We start from the raw sequence: 20,573 nt of genomic DNA, 5'->3' as shown, positions 1-20,573 counted from the left end.
GTTATTGACGTCTCGTTCCGTTCAGAACCCAGGCAGCTTGAAAAGGTTGAATAAACCTTCGGCACAACACGGATTCTGCGCAACGACCGGCGTAACACAGCACATAAAATCTAACATTTAACCTGATTCTCGTCGGAAGTAAGCGCCCACCAACGATTTACGGAAATGACTGGCACATTCTACGTTAATTTTTGCTCAACGATCAGGCTAAACATGGCCCTAATACGAATATTTTTTCTTTCCGGGGTTCAAAAGGGTTGGCGGAGCAAAAAAATTGCCTTGTCCACCGTAAACACCTTTCTCTTTCAGAGTTTGCCATTCTTCACGGGTAAGAACTTCTGCGGCGAAAACTTTCGCATGGGTTCCTGCACAAGCACCGGTCAGGCTATCGACAAACAACTGATTTTCGTAACGTAAATTAATATTTCTTACTAATCCCGGATGAAGCTTGATCATTTCAACCCGCAGAGACTTAATGTATGAGGTGCTTACAACCGTCAATCCGGCCTGTGACACCATAACCTTGCAGCCTACACCGAGTAGCAAACGCATCATCGGACGGATTTGGCTGATATATTGACACACATCTGCCTCTGCAAGTTCAAAGATAATTCGCTCTCTATCAGATTTTCTACACTGTAGCAGTGTATCCCGCAGCCAGCGCTGGAAAGGACGTTGCAATAATGAATCAACGCAGATAGAAAATGCCAGAGTTTCGTCCGGCCATAAAGCTAATAAAGGAATTATCCGATCAATTTTTTGACGATCATAACGTTCGCCCAAACCGAACAGTTGCACCAGAGGCATAAATTCAGCTGCCCGTAGCTCTTGCTCGCCATCATATATACGGCTGATTATTTCGCGATGATGAATTTTCCCGTCAACCGTCACAACCGGCTTCTGATAAAGCCGGGGGCCACCGTTAGCCAGTGTCTGTTCCAACAAAGTGCGCCACTTGACACTGCCGCGCCCTTTTTCTGACACTTGAGTATCGTAGACATACCAGCCATTACCCCCATACATCGCCGCATTTTTGGTCGCTTGTCCAGCATTATCCATAATCTCTTCTGCTGAATCGCCGCTGCGATACGCCACAATGCCAATATGCAGCAATGACTCACGGTCAATCACATGAGGGTCGGGCAACGATCCCACGGCATGCACCAGCTGGGCGGCCATGACATCGGCATCTTTTAGCGTTTTATGCGGGAGTAATATGGCAATATCACTTTGATGATAGCGAGCCAATAATGCCGAGGGATGGCGGGCAACAAATGTGGAAAGCAGGTTAATTAACGAATGCATCAATTCTTGTACCTTTTGATGGTCATCCGTTTCAGTTAAGCTATCAAAATCAGGCAACTGCACCATCATCACGACGCCATGAGCACCCGGTTCTTCCATTTGAGTCGTCAATTGATTATCAAAAAACTGGCGGTTACTGAAGCCGGTTTGGGCATCTTGGGCCGCAAAAGTCCGTATCAATGTATCAACACGATTGCGCTCTTCCCTCACTTCGATTAACTCTGCCAATAGATGGTCAATGGCACGGCTGGCACAAGGCGGCCATTCATGGCCTTCACTACGAATGGCATGTTCACGCTCGCCATTAAGGATTCGCTTCGCCCGCCACTCAAGCTTCTCCTGACCTGCGGTCTGCTCACGCAACCAGCGGAAACTTAATAACAGTGTCATCGCGATAACAATGACCGCCAATGACAAAATGGCTGCCGCATACAGGGAACGGGCGTAGCTGCTTAAGGGATCGATATAAGTGAAATGCATCGAAGCTCCCGGCTGATGCAGCATCGGAACAGCCAGACTACGGTAGCGGCTTTGGCTATTCCACGGAGCATAAATGGCAGGAAGCTTGAGTTGATAAAGCGTGCTGTTTTCATTCTGGATACTGACTTCCAACACACCCAGAGTCCGCATCATGATAGGCAACCATTCACGTTCTTTATCAGCAGGTTGCTGTAGCAGTGACTGATCATAAGCAGTCACAATGCCTTGAAGGCGATGCTCCATTTTTTTCTGACACAGATAAAAGAAACTTGCGGTGCTACCCAGTAACACCAGACACATGGCCACAACGACCAGCAGTGTCATAAACACAGATAATTTGGTTGTAAATCGCATCCCTTAGCCTTGCGAAGCGCAATTAAGTGAAAAACATGCCTCAGTTCCCTCGAGGAAAACACTATATGACAGAAAGGCATCATAATACTGATTTTTTACTTCATAATGCGACAAAAACGTAATAACTCAGCCTTTTTCCCTGAAGTTCAGCTCCCACAACCTAAAGGATAGTCAGGGTCAGGATCAATAGCCTGATTTTTGTTTTTGATCAGGCTAGAAGGTTGATGTTGTCGCTATATTGGCTCACTCTTAACTCATACTTCTTTTGAATTTTTGGAGTGCCACATGCGAGCGCTTGTCCTTGAGCAAACTGAAGGCCGTACTACCGCAGAAGTGCGTGAAATATCTCCGTCACAACTCCCTGCCGGTAATGTCACCGTTGATGTCAATTGGTCTAGCCTGAATTATAAAGATGCGCTGGCTATCACGGGCAAAGGGAAAATTATCCGCGAATTCCCTATGGTTCCCGGTATTGATTTTGCCGGTACCGTCCACAGCAGCGAAGATCCACGTTTTCATGTTGGGCAATCCGTGTTGCTGACTGGCTGGGGTGTCGGTGAAAACCATTGGGGCGGTTTGGCCGAGCAGGCGCGTGTTAATGGCGACTGGCTGGTGCCGATGCCCGAAGGGCTAGAACCTCGCAAAGCAATGATTATTGGCACGGCTGGCTTCACGGCTATGTTATGCGTGATGGCATTGGAAGAAGGTGGCGTAACCCCTGAAAGCGGCGAAGTGGTCGTGAGTGGGGCCAGTGGAGGTGTGGGTAGTACTGCAATCGCCTTACTTTCGGCTCTGGGTTATAACATTGCCGCTATTTCTGGCCGCGACAGTAACAGCGACTACCTGAAAAGTCTGGGTGCTCAGCGGGTGTTATCCCGCAATGACTATCTTGATGCTTCGCGCCCTCTGGAGAAACAGCTGTGGGCTGGCGCGATTGATACTGTGGGTGACAAAGTGCTGGCTAAAATCCTGGCGCAAATGAATTACAACAGTACGGTTGCCGCTTGTGGCCTGGCCGGTGGCTATACGTTACCAACAACCGTTATGCCATTTATTCTACGTAATGTGCGCTTGCAAGGTGTGGATTCAGTCATGACACCGCAACAACGGCGTCTACAAGCTTGGCAACGGCTACAGAAGATTTTGCCGGAAAGTTTCTATCTTCAAGCATCGCAATCCATCACATTGGCGGATGCCCCCGCCATTGCCGAGCGTTTACTGGCAAACGATGTTACCGGCAGAACACTGGTTAAAGTTCGCTAATCAATAAGCCGGGGGTTTAAACCTCCGGTTTCATATGGCAACAATTGGAAATATGAAATTTTCCTTCGTTTACTCGCACTTATTCCCATAACCCGCCATGATTATTACTATTAAGGGTGACTTCCACTCTGATGGAGTAATGTTATGCGCAATTTTTTATTCAATTCCAAGAGCAACGCTTCCAGCACTCATAATGTGCCGCGCAAACTGACTGAAGCTGATGTGACTCCAGAGAGCATTTTTTATCAGCGTCGGAAGGTATTGCAAGCCCTCGGTATCACCGCAGCTACACTTGCGCTGCCTACCTCTGCGCAGGCCGATTTGCTGGCATGGTTTAAAGGTAATGACCGCCCCAAAGCGCCATCGGGCAAGCCGCTGGATTTCACCAAATCAACGGTTTACCACCCAAATTTGGCGATGACCCCGGAAGATAAAGTTACCGGTTACAATAACTTCTATGAATTCGGCCAAGATAAAGCTGATCCTGCCGCTAATGCCGGTACGCTCAAAACCGAAGGTTGGCAGATAAAGATCGACGGCGACGTCGCAAAACCGATGACTCTCGATATTGATGACCTGATGAAACGCTTTCCTCTGGAGGAGCGCATTTATCGCATGCGCTGCGTAGAGGCTTGGTCAATGGTAGTGCCGTGGATTGGGTTTGAATTGGGGAAATTATTGAAGCTGGTTGAACCGACCAGCAATGCTCGCTACGTCGCCTTCCAAACACTTTATGCACCGGATCAAATGCCGGGGCAAGAAGATCGCTTTATTGGTGGTGGCCTGAAATATCCTTATGTAGAGGGGCTACGGCTGGACGAGGCCATGCACCCACTGGCCTTTATGACACTCGGTGTTTATGGCAAGGCTCTGCCTCCGCAAAATGGTGCGCCGCTGCGGCTTATCACGCCGTGGAAATATGGCTTTAAAGGAATAAAATCCATTGTTCATATTCGCCTGACTCATGACCAGCCCCCAACGACCTGGAACCTGAGCGCACCCGACGAGTATGGTTTTTATGCCAATGTAAATCCACATGTCGACCACCCGCGCTGGTCACAGGCAACCGAGCGCTTTATTGGCTCCGGCGGCATCCTTGATGTACAACGCCAGCCGACCCTATTATTTAATGGCTATGCCGATCAAGTCGCCTCCCTTTATCGTGGCTTGGATCTACGGGAGAATTTCTAATGCGGCTTAGCTTACGGCAAATTAAATGGCTAAAGGTCGCGATCTGGCTGGCTGCGTCTCTGCCGTTTCTGTGGTTGGTGCTCTCTGTCGACCAAGGCTGGTTTAGTGCCGATCCCGCTAAAGATATTCAGCATTTTACCGGCCGTATGACACTTAAACTGTTATTGGCAACTCTGGTGGTCACGCCGTTGGCCCGCTACGGCAAGCAACCGCTGCTGATCCGCTGTCGCCGGCTGTTGGGGTTATGGTGTTTTGCCTGGGGCACATTACATCTGGTTAGCTATTCGGTACTGGAACTAGGGCTGAGCAATATTGGCCTATTAGGCCGTGAATTGGTCACTCGCCCCTACCTGACATTGGGCATCATTAGTTGGTTATTGTTACTGTCACTGGCCGTGACATCCACCTTGTGGGCACAACGAAAAATGGGAGCTAACTGGCAAAAGCTGCATAATTTGGTGTATGTTGTCGCCATTCTCGCGCCGATTCATTATCTTTGGTCGGTGAAAACTCTGTCACCCCTACCCATTATTTATGCCGTGACAGCAGCCATATTATTGGCACTGCGTTATAAGAAATTTCGGCAATGGTGCCGCTAAAAGTTGGAACTTACCCGCGTTCTCCACGCTTTATAGCCAAAGTTCTCGGCATTATCAGTGAGCGTCAGTCATTCGAGTCTGCGCACCCCGTTAACCTCCGTGCAACATCATGTACGGAGGACATAATTAGGTAGTGAACGCACAATTCGTATTCTTTTCTATTGAATATCTTCGCTGATAAGACCAGTATTTAGCTGCTAATTGCTACGATATCATTATAATGCTCGACCTTAGTGCCGATCGCAGTGTCAAATTCGTCGTAAAAAGGTGACAAATCGGTGACATCAGGTTATTTTTTACGATGATGTACTAATTGCCGGAGATACCAGCACAATGTCGGATAAGTTTCACATTTTGCTTCTGAATGGCCCTAACTTGAATATGCTTGGGACACGTGAACCGGAAAAGTACGGTTACACTACGTTGACTGATATTGTCAGCCAGTTAGAGACTCAGGCTCAGGGAATGGATGTGGTGCTGTCCCATTTGCAGTCAAATGCAGAACATGCGCTGATCGATAGAATTCACCAGGCACGGGGTAATACCGACTTTATCCTGATCAACCCGGCAGCATTTACGCACACCAGTGTCGCGCTGCGTGATGCGTTGTTAGGTGTGGAGATCCCGTTTATCGAGATCCACTTATCTAACGTGCATGCTCGGGAGCCATTCCGTCATCATTCATATCTCTCTGATATTGCAGTTGGCGTAATCTGCGGACTTGGCGCAGATGGCTACAACTTTGCTTTACAGGCAGCGGTAAATCGCTTGTCACAATCCAACTAGACCCGAAATAATTCGAGTTGTGGGAAGGCGGCAACTGAGCAAGTCCCGTGAGCTTACATAAGTAAGTGATTGGGGTGAACGAAGGCAGTCAACACACATGCAACTCGAAGCATGATGGGTATAATTGCAACACATAAAGAGTACGGAATCACACTCATGGATATTCGTAAGATTAAGAAACTGATCGAACTGGTTGAAGAGTCCGGCATTTCAGAGCTGGAAATCTCAGAAGGCGAAGAGTCAGTACGTATCAGTCGTGCTCCCGCCGCACCAAACTACCCAATGATGCAACAGCCGTATGCTTTTGCTGCACCACAGCAGCAGCCCGCTCTGGCCGCCGCCGTAGCTCCAGCACCAGTTGCTGAAGCCGCTGCACCAGCAGCTATCAGTGGTCATATCGTGCGCTCCCCAATGGTCGGTACTTTCTACCGCACCCCGAGCCCGGATGCTAAAGCCTTCATTGAAGTAGGTCAGAAAGTTTCTGCTGGTGACACTCTTTGCATCGTTGAAGCGATGAAAATGATGAACCAAATCGAAGCAGATAAATCCGGTACTGTAAAAGCCATTCTGGTTGAAAACGGTCAACCGGTTGAATTCGACGAGCCTCTTGTCGTCATCGAGTAACGAGGCGTTCCATGCTTGATAAAATCGTAATCGCTAACCGCGGTGAGATTGCGCTGCGTATCCTGCGAGCTTGTAAAGAGCTGGGGATCAAAACTGTGGCAGTTCACTCCACCGCAGACCGTGATCTTAAGCACGTGTTATTGGCTGACGAGACTGTCTGTATCGGTCCCGCGCCTTCTGTTAAAAGTTATCTGAATATCCCGGCAATCATTTCTGCTGCTGAGATCACCGGCGCGGTGGCTATTCACCCCGGCTATGGTTTCCTGTCTGAAAATGCTGATTTTGCCGAACAGGTAGAACGTTCAGGTTTCATCTTCATCGGGCCGCGTGCCGAAACCATCCGCCTGATGGGTGATAAAGTTTCTGCTATCAGCGCGATGAAGAAAGCCGGTGTACCTTGCGTACCAGGCTCTGACGGCCCACTGAGCGACGATACTACCAAAAACAAAGCCTTTGCCAAACGAATCGGTTATCCGGTCATTATCAAGGCATCTGGCGGTGGCGGTGGTCGTGGTATGCGTGTGGTTCGTCACGATAAAGATCTTGAGCAATCCATCAACATGACGCGTGCGGAAGCTAAAGCAGCTTTCAATAACGACATGGTTTATATGGAAAAATACCTTGAGAACCCACGCCATATCGAAATTCAGATTTTGGCTGATGGTCAGGGTAGTGCTATCTATCTGGCAGAACGTGACTGTTCTATGCAGCGCCGTCACCAGAAAGTGGTTGAAGAGGCTCCAGCACCTGGCATCACCAGCGAAATGCGCCGTTATATCGGTGAGCGCTGTGCGAAAGCCTGTGTGGAAATCGGCTATCGTGGCGCCGGTACTTTCGAGTTCCTGTATGAAAACGGCGAGTTCTATTTCATCGAAATGAACACCCGTATTCAGGTTGAGCACCCGGTTACCGAAATGATCACCGGTGTCGACTTGATTAAAGAACAGCTGCGTATTGCTGCTGGCCAACCTCTCTCCATCAAACAAGATGAAGTGAAAGTTCACGGCCACGCAGTAGAATGCCGTATCAACGCCGAAGACCCAAATACCTTCCTGCCAAGTCCGGGTAAAATTACCCGTTTCCATGCGCCGGGCGGTTTTGGTGTGCGTTGGGAGTCTCATATTTACGCCGGCTATACTGTACCGCCGTATTATGACTCGATGATCGGCAAGCTGATCACTTATGGCGAAAACCGCGATGTGGCTATTGCCCGCATGAAAAATGCACTGGCAGAACTCATTATCGATGGCATTAAAACCAACGTTGAGTTGCAGCAGCGCATCATGAACGACGAAAACTTCCAGCACGGTGGAACCAATATCCACTATCTGGAGAAAAAACTCGGGTTACAAGAAACCTGATATTGCGTCTTTCATGCTTTTGATTTTTCTATCAAGGCCGGTAAATCACCGGCCTTTTTTATTGCCTAATAAATTGAAATAAAAGATATTTTATTTTGATGAAACTGATGATATTTCATTATCTTGAGTGAGTTCATGTCGCGCCGCCTCGGCAAAAAAATGGCTTCTATCGCGATAAATTGATTTTTTATTTCGCACAAAATAATCAATCCGCTTTATTAAAATATCTGGCAGCGCAATGTTAATCCGTTGCTGTTTCCCTTCAAACTCAGATAGATCAACATCAATAACAAACCATGTATCGCAAAATGAATATTCAGGATTAGCCGCATAAACCATAAAACCAGCATCCTTGATATCTTCAACCGAGAACTTCCCGCTGAGAATCATATCTTCAACGGTTAGCAAAATAGCTTCTCTAGCCATAACGGCAATATCTTCCTGAACATCAGCAGCTGAGAAACATCCGTATTCATAAGCAGAAAACGCCGGAACAATTATACCGTATGCGGTTTTTTCATCTTTTGGTGTCTCTACACCTACTGAAAATAACATATGAGCCTCCAAAGTCGGCGGGGATCAGATCCCCGCCATTCTCTTGATAGACCTAATAGTACCAATGGGTAAATCCTTTTTCGGATGTGGTACAGGAAATGTCTTTCCTGTTATTGGCGACCACCATATTTGGTGGCTTCCTCCATTATGCCGTTTAAGTTCACACCCCGCGGCCATTAGCTCTTTTATCAGGTCAGTCGATTTCATATGTCCTCCTAACCTGATATTTATTCTACACACGCATACACACAAGACAAGAAGAGATCGGCTGAAAGTGTTGCCAGACACCTCGTCATTCTGATTAGGTTAAGCAACTGAATAAATAGGCTTACGATATTTCAGCTAAACAATAATCTGTTTATGAAATATCATGCTGACCGGCTTTTTCTTTTGATTGACATAGCTGGCGTTTCAATGGATGCGGCTAACACCGCTACAAAGCCAAATAAGAAGGGGAAAAATGGACACAAGGTTCCTACAGGCAAACAAAGAAGCACGCTGGGCCTTTGGCTTGACGCTGGCGTATCTGGCGGGCTGGATAATAACTGCCTATTTACCGGGCAATATTCCTGGGTTAAGCGGGCTGCCCGCCTGGTTTGAAGCCGCCTGTATTGCTCTGCCGCTGCTGTTTATCGTGCTGTGCTACTTAATGGTGCGCGTGATATTTCGCGATATCCCATTGGAGGACGACAATGCAAACTGATGTCATCCTGCCGTTAGTGGGCTATCTGGTTATGGTATTTGGCCTGTCCATTTATGCTTATACCCGCCGCCAAACCGGGAATTTTCTCAACGAATACTTTATCGGCAGCCGCTCGATGGGGGGATTCGTACTGGCAATGACCCTGACCGCGACTTATATCAGCGCCAGTTCATTTATCGGTGGGCCGGGTGCTGCCTATAAGTATGGGTTGGGCTGGGTATTGCTGGCGATGATTCAGCTGCCCGCGGTCTGGCTATCGCTGGGCGTGTTAGGTAAGAAGTTTGCCATTCTGGCACGCCGTTATAATGCCGTAACCCTCAATGATATGCTGTATGCCCGCTATCAGAGCCGCTTATTGGTGTGGTTGGCTAGCCTCAGCTTACTGGTAGCCTTTGTCGGGGCCATGACAGTGCAGTTTATCGGTGGAGCCCGCTTGCTGGAAACCGCCGCTGGGATCCCTTACGACACCGGTTTATTGATCTTCGGCATCAGTATCGCGCTATACACCTCTTTTGGTGGCTTCCGAGCCAGTGTGCTCAACGATGCCCTACAAGGGCTGGTAATGTTGGTCGGCACCATTTTGCTGTTAGTGGCGGTTATCCATGCAGCTGGCGGGCTACATAAAGCGGTTGAGACTTTACAGCACATTGACCCTGCATTGGTCTCTCCTCAGGGCGGCGATCAGATCCTCGACCTGCCATTTATGGCCTCTTTCTGGATCCTGGTCTGTTTTGGAGTCATTGGCTTGCCACATACCGCGGTGCGTTGTATTTCGTATCGTGATAGCAAAGCGGTACACCGTGGCATTATCATTGGCACCATCGTCGTCGCCATCTTGATGTTTGGTATGCATTTAGCGGGTGCACTGGGCCGGGCTATCTTGCCGGATCTGAAGATCCCGGATCAGGTGATCCCCACACTGATGATCACCGTGCTGCCACCTTTTGCCGCCGGGATCTTTCTCGCGGCTCCTATGGCGGCGATTATGTCGACCATTAATGCCCAACTGCTGCAATCGTCGGCCACTATTGTGAAAGATTTATACCTCAATCTAAGGCCACAAGAGCTGAAGAACGAACGCAAGCTGACTCGCATTTCCAGCATGTCGACACTGATTCTTGGGCTGTTATTGCTGCTTGCTGCTTGGCGCCCACCAGAAATGATTATCTGGCTGAATCTCTTAGCCTTTGGCGGCCTTGAAGCGGTATTCCTCTGGCCATTGGTGCTGGGATTGTACTGGGAGCGCGCCAATGCCCACGGTGCTCTTAGCTCAATGATTGTCGGTGCGGTATGCTATACAGTACTGGCCAGTTTCGATATTAAGATAGCCGGTCTGCACCCGATAGTGCCATCGCTGGCACTGAATCTGCTGGCGTTTTACATCGGCAACCAGTTTGGTGACCGAGCAAAAACACGCCAGCCCGCAGTGGTCAGCGCGGATTAAAAACTAATTTAAATGGCCCCATTTATCGCCTTAGGCTAAACGGGGCCTTGAGAGAATTGCTATGCCTTGGATCCAACTCAAGTTAAACACCAGCGGTAATCAGGCCGAATCCCTTGGCGATGCGCTGGTAGAAAGTGGCGCAGTTTCAGTCACTTTTCAAGATACCCACGATAACCCGGTGTTTGAACCTCTGCCGGGAGAGACCCGCCTGTGGGGCGATACTGATGTCATTGGCCTGTATGATGCCGAGACCGACATGACCGAAGTGGTTGCTATGCTGGAATATAATCCGCAACTCGGTAAAGGCTTTATCCACAAGATTGAGCAGTTGGAAGATAAAGATTGGGAACGCGAATGGATGGATAACTTCCACCCGATGCGTTTTGGTGAGCGTCTGTGGATCTGCCCAAGCTGGCGCGATGTGCCCGACCCAACTGCCGTGAACGTGATGCTGGACCCGGGTTTGGCCTTTGGTACTGGCACCCACCCAACCACGGCACTCTGCTTGCAATGGCTCGATGGTCTGGATTTGGTCGGTAAAACCGTTATCGACTTTGGTTGTGGCTCTGGCATCCTGGCAATTGCAGCTCTAAAACTCGGTGCAACGCGCGCTATTGGCATTGATATCGATCCGCAGGCTATCCAAGCCAGTCGCGATAATGCGCAGCGTAATGGCGTTTCAGAGCGTTTGGAGCTGTATCTGTCAAAAGACCAGCCAGCAGATTTATCTGCTGATGTGGTGGTGGCCAATATTCTGGCAGGTCCGCTGCGGGAATTGGCACCGCTGATCAGTGTCCTACCGGTTGCGGGCGGCCATCTTGGGCTGTCAGGCGTGCTGGCGACACAAGCGGCTGGCGTGGCACAGGCCTACGAAGATAAATTCACTCTAGACCCGGTGGCCGAGAAAGAAGAGTGGTGCCGTATTACCGGTATCAAAAAATAATACTGCGCGAACAGATTATTACATCGAAAGCTATTGGCGATGTGACTCACTTGTAGAGTGAGCCTCGATATTGAGGTTCACTCAATCGACGAGCAACCGCTAGCATTTCCCGGCATCAGATCGCAATCCGTCAGGCACTATTTTTAACCGAAATGAGATGTCTGACTCATTTATATCTGCGCTTTATCTTTGATTTGCTGAATAAATCAGCACTTTCAACCGATATTATGCTATGTCCGCAGTCGATAATTATGTTGTTTGATAGAAAATATTAAAGCGCACAAATTAACCAATTTGCACTAACGCCATGTTATATATAAATAAATAATTAATTAGCCAAGTTTAGTCCGTTATTTATCGCTCTTTTTTCATCAATTGGTCAAAGTTTGGCCTTTCATCTGAGCGCAAAAATGCGTAATATACGCGCCCTTACGGACACAGTGTGGTCATTCTTTGTCTATGCGTATTGGACACTTCCAGCTTACAAATTGCCTGATTGCCGCCCCGATGGCGGGTATCACAGATCGCCCCTTCAGAGCGCTATGTCATGGCATGGGGGCTGGGATGGCTGTATCTGAAATGCTCTCCTCTAATCCAGAGGTATGGCGGACGGATAAGTCGCGTTTGCGCATGGTTCATAGTGATGAGCCTGGAATTCGTACCGTGCAAATTGCCGGTAACGACCCGGATGATATGGCAGCAGCCGCCAGAATTAATGTGGCGAATGGTGCCCAAATTATTGACATCAATATGGGATGTCCGGCCAAGAAAGTGAACCGCAAACTGGCAGGATCGGCATTATTGCAGCATCCTGATCTGGTCAAACAGATCCTCTCCGCAGTAGTTAATGCGGTAGATGTGCCGGTAACGTTGAAGATCCGGACTGGTTGGTCGCCAGAACACCGTAACTGTATAGAAATTGCCCAACTAGCTGAAAGCTGTGGTATACAAGCTCTGACAATTCATGGCCGAACCCGTTCTTGTCTGTTTAATGGCGAGGCGGAATACGACAGCATTCGGGCAGTTAAGCAGATTGTTTCCATTCCCGTTATCGCGAATGGTGACATCACTGACCCGCATAAAGCCAGAGCGGTGCTCGACTACACTGGGGCTGATGCCCTGATGATAGGACGTGCCGCTCAGGGAAGACCTTGGATCTTCCGGGAAATCCAGCATTACCTGGACACTGGGGAGTTGTTGCCACCGATGCCACTTGGCGAAGTGCAGCGCTTGTTAAATGGGCATATACGGGAATTGCACGACTTTTATGGTCCAGGCAAGGGATTTCGTATTGCACGTAAGCACGTCTCTTGGTATCTCCAGGAGCACGCCCCTAACGACCAGTTTCGGCGCACATTCAACGCCATTGAGGATGCCAGCGAACAGCTGGAGGCGTTGGAGGCATATTTCGAAAATCTTGCGTAAACAGAAAAAAGAGCTGACAGAACTATGTTCGAACAACGCGTAAATTCTGACGTACTGACCGTTGCAACCGTAAATTCACAAGATCAGGTGACTCAAAAGCCTTTGCGTGACTCGGTTAAACAAGCACTGAAGAACTATTTTGCTCAACTGAATGGTCAGGATGTGAGTGACCTGTATGAGTTGGTACTGGCTGAAGTTGAACAGCCATTGTTGGACATGGTGATGCAATACACCCGTGGCAACCAAACCCGTGCTGCCCTGATGATGGGCATCAACCGTGGCACGCTGCGTAAGAAATTGAAAAAATACGGCATGAACTGATACTAGTCAGTTAAAGTGTTGTTTAAAAAGGCGTACTCCACACGGAGCGCGCCTTTTTTATTAGCTAATTTCGACCCGATTACGGCCTTGATCTTTCGCGCGATATAATGCTTCATCCGCCCGTTTTAATGCATCCTCTGGCATCCCATCGCCACTCCAGTACGCCACCCCTAATGAAATAGTGATAGGCCGAATGTTTGGCATCACCATCATTTCTACATTGTGGCGCAGCCGGTTGGCGACCTGTATCGCCACATCAGGAGTGGTGCCCGGCAGCAATATCAGGAACTCTTCCCCGCCACTACGGCACAGGATATCGGTATCACGAGAGCTTTCACGGATCTGAACCGCTACCTGCTTGATAACCTCATCACCCACATCATGACCGTAAGAGTCATTAATCGCTTTAAAATGGTCAATATCCAGCGCAATAACAGAAAAGTGCTGTTCCAGTTGTGAGATTGGCTCAAGTGTCGTGGCCAGCCCGCGTCGGTTATACAGCCCGGTCATGGGATCGGTTTGTGCTTCAAACCGCAGTTTACCAATTTTCTTTTGCAGTAGGCTGATACCAATCAACAGCGCCCGCTTAAGCTGGGTGGCCTCAAAATACCATGAAGGTATTTCTTTGATACTGCTGGCAATATCGGGTTTGTCCATGGCATTGGCACTGCCCGCAAGCAGCCACAACGGACGAGCAATCAGCCGTGATAATAGCCAAACACCCATCAATGTGAGTAATGCCAGCGGCGTGATATGGCCCAACCCCTTCAGCATAAGTCCTTCCAGGGGTTTTAAGGTCGCTACCTCTGGCCGCAATGTAATGATTTGCCAGTCTGATGGCTCAACGATGGCATAGCCCGCCAGCATTGACTCACCATCGGTGTTCGTCACCATCAAACTGCCGTTAGTGGCGTTTTTCGCCATCTCGGTAAGGGGTTTAGACTCAAGAATTTCCCCGATACGATTCGCATCGCGGTGATACAGAATGCGCCATTCATTATCCAACACCACGATGTAAGAACCATCGCGATAATAATGCTCACCCAGTAACTCGTTTAGAATGCTTTGTTTGCGCAGATAAATAGTGCCGCCGATATAACCGCGATAGCGTCCATCCGGCGTGATAATTGGTGTCGAAATATTGATCACCAGATTATTGGCTGCTGACATGTAAGGTCGGCTGATTATTGGGCGGCGTAATTTGAGCGCTTCCACTGAGCCAGGTGACGTCAGGGTATGGCCCAGTAATTGGAGGCTATCAGGTGAGGTAGCGCGGACAACCCCGTGAGCATCAGTCACGACCACCGAGTTGAAGCTATCAGTTTGGTATTTTAGCCGCGCGGTTTCAGCTTGCAGAAGCGCCTGATCGTCGAAATGCTTTGCCGCAATCATGCTGCTGTAATGAAGTTGCCGTTGCGCACTTCTCAGAAAAATTTCAGTGCTGGACGCCAGCTTAGTGGCATAGACACGATTGGCTTCCAAAGTGTTATCAATCAGTAGCTGTCGCTGCACCCGATAACTCGCATAAAAGCTATTCGCCAGTGTCACAAAAGCACTCATCACAGCCAGAATAAGGATTAAGCGACCGAGGTCGAGGCGAAAAATCTTGGTAGAAAGAATCGAGCGTGACAAGACAGCATTCCTGAAGCAATAGAGAGCCATAATTAGCATTGACGGTAACACGAATAGAAACCGGGAACTCGCCTATATTACATCTGCTTAATATTATCTCCTCAAATGAATCATTATCACGCTATAGTCATAACTAACAACTATCTATACTCAATGTAGTTGGCGTATAAGTACAAACAGGCAACACCGCTGCAACGTCAAATAAGAGGGGTATGGCTGAAGCATCACCAACATCTGACTTGTGCTAAACATAGGGGTTAAATATGAATAAACTGATTATTGTTGTAGCGCTCGCCGCTACCGTATTAAGTGGATGTGCCAACAACAGAACGGCATCTGGTGATACTTTCACGGCCTCTCAGGCACGGCAAGTACAGACAGTGACCTATGGCACTATCGTCTCCGCTCGCCCGGTAACCATCCAGGGTGGCAGTGAGAATAATGTCGCCGGGGCCATTGGTGGTGCCGTGGTCGGTGGGTTCTTAGGTAATACTATCGGTGGTGGCCGTGGTAATAGCCTGGCAACAGCGGGTGGTGTGGTTGCTGGTGGTATGGCGGGTCAGGGTGTGCAGAGCGCAATGAACCGTAGTGAAGGTGTGCAATTGGAAATTCGTCGGGATGATGGCAGCAGCATTGTTGTCGTTCAAGCACAGGGGCCAACCCGCTTCAGTGCCGGCCAACGCGTTATCATTGCCAGTGATCGCAGCGGTACTGTCACCGTTTCTCCTCGTTAAATTCCCATGCCGGGGGAGTACCTCCTCCGGCGTCTAGCATCAAACACCTAAAATAATTAAATTTTATCACCGGCTTTTATCGTCGTAATTAGCTGTTTCATCACATTAAAATCAACATTTACCATTGACATCCAGATGAAAAAACCATTGATATTCGTTATGGTAGTCAAATATTAGGTTGCCACGAGGAATGTGTTGTGGTTAAATAGCTTCATCGGTTTGGAACACAGACCTTATGAAAGCAGTTTTAGTAAAGCAGTCCTCAGTTCAAGCGTTATCCATAGATATCCCTTCTCCGTGAGTCTCCTCCTAAGTGCCTAAGTAAGTTACCCTCTGAAAGACAGACCACGTTCGCTACACAATTGTGGCAAAAATAATTGAAGGAAGTATCTCTATGTCTAATAAAATGACTGGTTTAGTAAAATGGTTTGACGCTGGTAAAGGTTTCGGTTTCATCACTCCTGCTGACGGCAGCAAAGATGTGTTCGTTCACTTCTCTGCCATCCAGAGCAATGATTTCAAAACCTTAGATGAAGGCCAAAAAGTTGAGTTCTCTATCGAGAACGGCGCTAAAGGCCCATCAGCGGTAAACGTAATCGCACTGTAATTAATACAGTATGATTTTGGGGAGCAGGCTGCCGACAGCGATGACGGCCAGACCCGAGCAGAGTAGCCGCTCCCCAAGTAACAAAGCAGTACCGGTTGACAGTAACATTTATGCCAAGCAGTTTTAGTAAAGCAGTTCCCCGTATTAGCGCTATCAGACAGATACCTCTTCTCCGTGAAATTCCTTCTAAGTGCCCCATAAGTTGTGCCCCAGCCTATTCGCTCGCCTATGGCGGCAATTAATATATAAATGAAGGAAGTATCTCTATGTCTAATAAAATGACTGGTTTAGTAAAATGGTTTAACGCTGATAAAGGTTTCGGTTTCATCACTCCTGCTGACGGCAGCAAAGATGTGTTCGTTCACTTCTCTGCCATTCAGAGCAATGATTTCAAAACCTTAGATGAAGGCCAAAAAGTTGAGTTCTCTATCGAGAGCGGCGCTAAAGGCCCAGCAGCGGCAAACGTAATCGCACTGTAATTAATACAGTATGATTTGGGGAGCAGGTTGCCGACAGCGATGACGGCCAGACCCGAGCAGAGTAGCCGCTCCCCACGTAATAAAGCAGTACCGGTTGACAGTAACATTTATGCCAAGCAGTTTTAGTAAAGCAGTTCCCGTATTAGTGCTATCAGACAGATACCTCTTCTCCGTGAAATTCCTTCTAAGTGCCCCATAAGTTGTGCCCCAGCCTATTCGCTCGCCTATGGCGGCAATTAATATATAAATGAAGGAAGTATCTCTATGTCTAATAAAATGACTGGTTTAGTAAAATGGTTTAACGCTGATAAAGGTTTCGGTTTCATCACTCCTGCTGACGGCAGCAAAGATGTGTTCGTTCACTTCTCTGCCATTCAGAGCAATGATTTCAAAACCTTAGATGAAGGCCAAAAAGTTGAGTTCTCTATCGAGAATGGCGCTAAAGGCCCATCAGCGGTAAATGTTATTGCTCTGTAAGAGTCAATAATATATACCCAACTCATTGGAGTTACAGCAAATATAGCTGAATCTTCAAGGGTACAGGGTACCGGAGTAATTTACGATAGCGATGAAGGTGATAGCCCTGAGCAGTTAAATTACTCCCAAAAAATAACCCGCATTCGTGCGGGTTTTTTGTTACTCAGAATATCAATCCATTAATAGTGATATTAAATTTTTTCGGCCCAAGAGTAAGGAATTCAATAAGCTGAGTTTATACGTTATACATTATTTTTCATTAGACCATTTAATATACAAGATTTATCCTAACCATTATCTGAATTGTCTTATCTACTCGTCTATTAGTGCGAAATTATGTTGTTTCAACAGATAAAATCCCGCCAAATATAATTAAAAAAGTAAAGTAATCGATAAATTTTGTCTGAATTACCCTGTTCAGAACAATATATTCTCCCGTCCTGCATCCATGCTCCGTAGAATATAAGAATGACTTTGATCAAAATGATTACGTTATTTTGCCGATACAGTTACTTCATATAATCACAGCCTTAATAATTGAATTATCACCTTCTTTTTACTGGCGATGATTAGCACTGTACATAAAATAACATCAGGGTAAATAATCATGTCGATATTCAAAACACGTATAGGAAGAATGCTGCTTATCCTATTTATTGGGATAGGTATCTGGTTTAGCCCGGTACCTGAATCTGTCGATCCGCGTGCCTGGCACCTCATGGCGGTCTTTGCGGCAACGGTTATTGGCCTGATCCTCTCGCCATATCCACTGGGTGCAATGGCTATATTCAGCTTGACGGTCGTGGCGGCAACTGGCCTGTTGAGCATAAAGGAAGTGTTAGTCGGCTTCGCTGACCCCACTATCTGGATGATTGCGTGCGCCTTCTTTATCTCACGCGGTTTTATCAAAACGGGTTTTGGTCGCCGAGTCGGTTATCTATTTATCAGTAAACTCGGTCACAGTTCACTGGGCCTGGCTTATGGTTTAGTGCTGACCGATTTACTGTTTGCCCCCGCGATGCCATCTACTTCAGCGCGTTGTGGTGGCATCATCACCCCACTGTTCCGTTCAATATCTGAAGCTTATGAGTCAACACCCGACCGTGGAACCGAGCGCAAAATCGGAGCATTTCTGGTGCAATGTATCTTCCAGTGCAACGCCATTACCTGCGCAATGTTCCTGACCTCAATGGCTGGCAACCCAATGATCGGCAAGCTGGCGGGTGAAATGGGTATCACCATTACTTGGGGCAGTTGGGCACTGGCTGCCATTGTTCCCGGCTTAATCTCTCTGGCGGTGATCCCGCTGCTGCTGTACCGCTTCTATCCACCGGAATTAAAGAAAACGCCAGAAATGCGCGCACTGGCAATTGAAAAATTAAAAGAAATGGGGCCAATGAGCCGCAATGAGTGGATCGTATTATCCGTCTTCATTGGGCTGGTGACCTTATGGGTGTGCGGCTCAGCACTGAATATTGATGCCACCATGACCGCCTTTATTGGTTTAGCCATCTTATTACTGAGCGGTGCACTGGCTTGGGATGATGTGATTGCCGAGAAAGAAGCATGGCACACGGTAATTTGGTTTGCGGTGCTCCTCACACTAGCTAGCCAACTGAATAAATTAGGCTTTATTAGCTGGTTTGGATCGTCGATTGCCGGTTCGGTACAGGGTATGAACTGGGTACCGATGATGGGTATTCTGCTGCTGGCGTACTATTACAGCCACTATATGATGGCCAGTGCCATTGCCCATATCAGCGCCATGTATGCGATTTTTGTTTCCATTGCTATCGCAGCAGGTGCTCCGCCCATGCTGACAGTATTAGTATTTGGTATGTTCAGTAACCTGTATATGGCAACCACCCATTATTCCGGCGGCCCTGCTCCAATTCTGTTCGGTTGTAACTTTATCCCGCTGGCAACCTGGTGGAAAATTGGCTTCTTAATGAGTCTGGTGGTCATTCCTATCTGGCTGATTATTGGTAGCGCCTGGTGGAAAGTGCTGGGCTTCTGGTAATCCACTGGCAGAGATAAAAGTAACAATACCGCGCTGTCATGCTGGCGCGGTATTGATTTTTCCTTCCATTTACTCCGGTTATGATATAATGCGACAAAAGCTAGCCTCGCTTATCGATCACCCACCTTTCGTGACCATTCACTACGCGACCCCCGCTTTTAATGTAAATATTGCGTCAATTGTCGTTACTACGAAAACGATAATCGACCAACGGTGTCTGAAGATATGTACCGCTATCGAGTTATATCCATATGCGTTACACGCTCGCACTTAACGCATAACGATAGAGTTCATATGATAAAGCCGCAGAAATTCCATATTTCCCTGCTCCACCCGCGCTATTGGCTAACCTGGTTTGGCCTCGGCGTCCTGTTTCTGTTAGTCCAACTGCCCTACCCGGTGCTAAACAAACTGGGGATTTGGCTTGGCCGCACCTCAATGCGCTTTCTTAAACGCCGTGTTTCCATCGCCCGACGCAATCTGGAACTTTGCTTCCCAGATATGGACAAGAATGTCCTTGAGCGCACTATCGTCGGGAATTTTGAATCCTTGGGTATGGGGCTGCTAGAAACCGGTATGGCATGGTTTTGGTCGGACGCCCGAGTCAAACGTTGGTTTACCGTCTCCGGTCTGAATAACCTGAAAAAGGCACAAGAAGGTAATCGCGGTGTCTTGGTGATTGGCGTGCATTTTATGTCGCTGGAACTGGGTGGCCGCGTGATGGGGCAATGTCAGCCAATGATGGCCATGTACCGCCCGCACAATAATAAAGTGATGGAGTTGGTACAGACATGGGGCCGCATGCGCTCCAATAAAGCAATGCTGGATCGTAAAGACCTCCGTGGCATGGTGCAAGCCTTGAAAAAAGGTGAAGCGGTATGGTTCGCTCCAGACCAAGATTACGGCCCACGAGGCAGTGTTTTTGCACCACTGTTTGCCGTTAATCAGGCGGCCACCACCAGCGGCACCTTTATGCTGGCGCGCTTGGCAAAACCGGCTTTGCTGCCGTTAGTGTTACTGCGTAAAACAGATGGCAGCGGCTATGACCTGCTAATTCAACCAGCATTAGAAGATTATCCAATCGACGATGAGATAGCTGCCGCCCGTTACATGAATAAAGTGATTGAAAAAGAGATCATGCGGGCACCAGAGCAATACCTTTGGCTGCATCGCCGCTTCAAAACCCGCCCTGCGGGTGAGTCGTCCCTCTATTAACTGCCAAGCATGAGAAAAACCCGGTCTGTACCGGGTTTTTTTATTGCCAAAAATC

21 protein-coding genes are annotated in these 20,573 nt (G+C 48.1%); 17 read left to right on the top strand and 4 right to left on the bottom strand.

What is annotated here, in order from left to right; all coding sequences use genetic code 11:
* Positions 1–219: 219 nt before the first annotated feature.
* Entirely contained in the window at positions 220–2,139 is a 1,920-nt protein-coding gene (gene csrD / locus N0H69_RS05135; protein ID WP_050150501.1) for an RNase E specificity factor CsrD, read from the bottom strand.
* Between the two features lie 285 nt (positions 2,140–2,424).
* On the opposite strand from csrD, the gene acuI reads away from it, so the two are divergent.
* The 6 genes from acuI (at position 2,425) to accC (ending at position 7,963) form a co-directional block, all read left to right on the top strand.
* The gene (gene acuI / locus N0H69_RS05130) at positions 2,425–3,402 is read left to right on the top strand and encodes an acrylyl-CoA reductase (NADPH) (protein WP_050135552.1); all 978 of its coding nucleotides are present in this window, start codon (positions 2,425–2,427) and stop codon (positions 3,400–3,402) included.
* Positions 3,403–3,546: 144 nt separating this feature from the next.
* Positions 3,547–4,593, top strand: coding sequence for a protein-methionine-sulfoxide reductase catalytic subunit MsrP (gene msrP / locus N0H69_RS05125; RefSeq protein ID WP_050110727.1), 1,047 nt, complete (start codon positions 3,547–3,549; stop codon positions 4,591–4,593).
* A complete protein-coding gene (msrQ, locus tag N0H69_RS05120) occupies positions 4,593–5,192 on the top strand; it encodes a protein-methionine-sulfoxide reductase heme-binding subunit MsrQ (protein ID WP_050110725.1) in 600 nt (199 codons plus the stop codon). The genes msrP and msrQ overlap by 1 nt, the downstream gene beginning before the upstream one ends.
* Before the next feature lie 333 nt (positions 5,193–5,525).
* The gene (gene aroQ, locus N0H69_RS05115; RefSeq protein ID WP_050110723.1) at positions 5,526–5,978 is read left to right on the top strand and encodes a type II 3-dehydroquinate dehydratase; all 453 of its coding nucleotides are present in this window, start codon (positions 5,526–5,528) and stop codon (positions 5,976–5,978) included.
* Positions 5,979–6,134: 156 nt separating this feature from the next.
* The gene (gene accB / locus N0H69_RS05110) at positions 6,135–6,602 is read left to right on the top strand and encodes an acetyl-CoA carboxylase biotin carboxyl carrier protein (RefSeq protein WP_050150500.1); all 468 of its coding nucleotides are present in this window, start codon (positions 6,135–6,137) and stop codon (positions 6,600–6,602) included.
* 11 nt (positions 6,603–6,613) lie between these two features.
* Entirely contained in the window at positions 6,614–7,963 is a 1,350-nt protein-coding gene (accC, locus tag N0H69_RS05105) for an acetyl-CoA carboxylase biotin carboxylase subunit (protein WP_050110721.1), read from the top strand.
* A 90-nt stretch (positions 7,964–8,053) separates the two neighbouring features.
* On the opposite strand, the gene N0H69_RS05100 is transcribed toward accC, so the two are convergent.
* Both N0H69_RS05100 and N0H69_RS05095 read right to left on the bottom strand, forming a co-directional pair.
* Complete coding sequence (locus tag N0H69_RS05100) at positions 8,054–8,518, bottom strand: type II toxin-antitoxin system HicB family antitoxin (RefSeq protein ID WP_050110719.1); 465 nt, start codon at positions 8,516–8,518, stop codon at positions 8,054–8,056.
* Between the two features lie 24 nt (positions 8,519–8,542).
* The gene (locus N0H69_RS05095; RefSeq protein ID WP_151419900.1) at positions 8,543–8,725 is read right to left on the bottom strand and encodes a type II toxin-antitoxin system HicA family toxin; all 183 of its coding nucleotides are present in this window, start codon (positions 8,723–8,725) and stop codon (positions 8,543–8,545) included.
* Positions 8,726–8,978: 253 nt separating this feature from the next.
* Between N0H69_RS05095 and N0H69_RS05090 the strand changes: the two genes are divergently transcribed.
* The 5 genes from N0H69_RS05090 (at position 8,979) to fis (ending at position 13,354) form a co-directional block, all read left to right on the top strand.
* On the top strand, positions 8,979–9,221 hold the full coding sequence (locus N0H69_RS05090; RefSeq protein ID WP_050135550.1) for a YhdT family protein: 243 nt from the start codon (positions 8,979–8,981) through the stop codon (positions 9,219–9,221).
* Positions 9,211–10,665 carry a sodium/pantothenate symporter gene (gene panF / locus N0H69_RS05085; RefSeq protein ID WP_050123190.1) on the top strand — a complete coding sequence of 485 codons (1,455 nt, stop codon included), beginning with the start codon at positions 9,211–9,213 and terminating at the stop codon, positions 10,663–10,665. Before N0H69_RS05090 ends, panF begins: the two co-directional genes overlap by 11 nt.
* A gap of 61 nt (positions 10,666–10,726) precedes the next feature.
* A complete protein-coding gene (gene prmA / locus N0H69_RS05080) occupies positions 10,727–11,608 on the top strand; it encodes a 50S ribosomal protein L11 methyltransferase (RefSeq protein ID WP_050150498.1) in 882 nt (293 codons plus the stop codon).
* Positions 11,609–12,067: 459 nt separating this feature from the next.
* The gene (gene dusB, locus N0H69_RS05075; RefSeq protein WP_032911567.1) at positions 12,068–13,033 is read left to right on the top strand and encodes a tRNA dihydrouridine synthase DusB; all 966 of its coding nucleotides are present in this window, start codon (positions 12,068–12,070) and stop codon (positions 13,031–13,033) included.
* A 24-nt stretch (positions 13,034–13,057) separates the two neighbouring features.
* Positions 13,058–13,354, top strand: coding sequence for a DNA-binding transcriptional regulator Fis (fis, locus tag N0H69_RS05070; RefSeq protein WP_002210061.1), 297 nt, complete (start codon positions 13,058–13,060; stop codon positions 13,352–13,354).
* 60 nt (positions 13,355–13,414) lie between these two features.
* Here fis and N0H69_RS05065 read toward each other — a convergent pair whose 3' ends face one another.
* Positions 13,415–14,974 (bottom strand): GGDEF domain-containing protein, encoded by a 1,560-nt coding sequence (locus N0H69_RS05065; RefSeq protein ID WP_050150922.1) that lies wholly within the window; start codon positions 14,972–14,974, stop codon positions 13,415–13,417.
* 275 nt (positions 14,975–15,249) lie between these two features.
* Here N0H69_RS05065 and N0H69_RS05060 point away from each other — a divergent pair, with 275 nt between their 5' ends.
* From N0H69_RS05060 to lpxP, 6 genes are all read left to right on the top strand, one after another.
* Positions 15,250–15,720, top strand: a complete 471-nt coding sequence (locus tag N0H69_RS05060) for an outer membrane lipoprotein (RefSeq protein ID WP_050150496.1) — start codon at positions 15,250–15,252, stop codon at positions 15,718–15,720.
* A 394-nt stretch (positions 15,721–16,114) separates the two neighbouring features.
* On the top strand, positions 16,115–16,327 hold the full coding sequence (gene cspE / locus N0H69_RS05055) for a transcription antiterminator/RNA stability regulator CspE (RefSeq protein ID WP_005174354.1): 213 nt from the start codon (positions 16,115–16,117) through the stop codon (positions 16,325–16,327).
* A 266-nt stretch (positions 16,328–16,593) separates the two neighbouring features.
* On the top strand, positions 16,594–16,806 hold the full coding sequence (gene cspG / locus N0H69_RS05050) for a cold shock protein CspG (RefSeq protein WP_050318557.1): 213 nt from the start codon (positions 16,594–16,596) through the stop codon (positions 16,804–16,806).
* Between the two features lie 264 nt (positions 16,807–17,070).
* A complete protein-coding gene (gene cspG / locus N0H69_RS05045; protein ID WP_005163087.1) occupies positions 17,071–17,283 on the top strand; it encodes a cold shock protein CspG in 213 nt (70 codons plus the stop codon).
* A gap of 607 nt (positions 17,284–17,890) precedes the next feature.
* Entirely contained in the window at positions 17,891–19,303 is a 1,413-nt protein-coding gene (locus N0H69_RS05040) for an anion permease (RefSeq protein WP_050110775.1), read from the top strand.
* Between the two features lie 294 nt (positions 19,304–19,597).
* Positions 19,598–20,518: a kdo(2)-lipid IV(A) palmitoleoyltransferase gene (gene lpxP / locus N0H69_RS05035; RefSeq protein ID WP_050110777.1), complete on the top strand. Its 921-nt coding sequence runs from the start codon at positions 19,598–19,600 to the stop codon at positions 20,516–20,518.
* Positions 20,519–20,573: the final 55 nt, after the last annotated feature.

It is taken from the genome of Yersinia alsatica (assembly GCF_025133195.1).
Lineage (GTDB): Bacteria > Pseudomonadota > Gammaproteobacteria > Enterobacterales > Enterobacteriaceae > Yersinia > Yersinia alsatica.
This window is presented reverse-complemented; position numbering and strand designations above follow the sequence as displayed.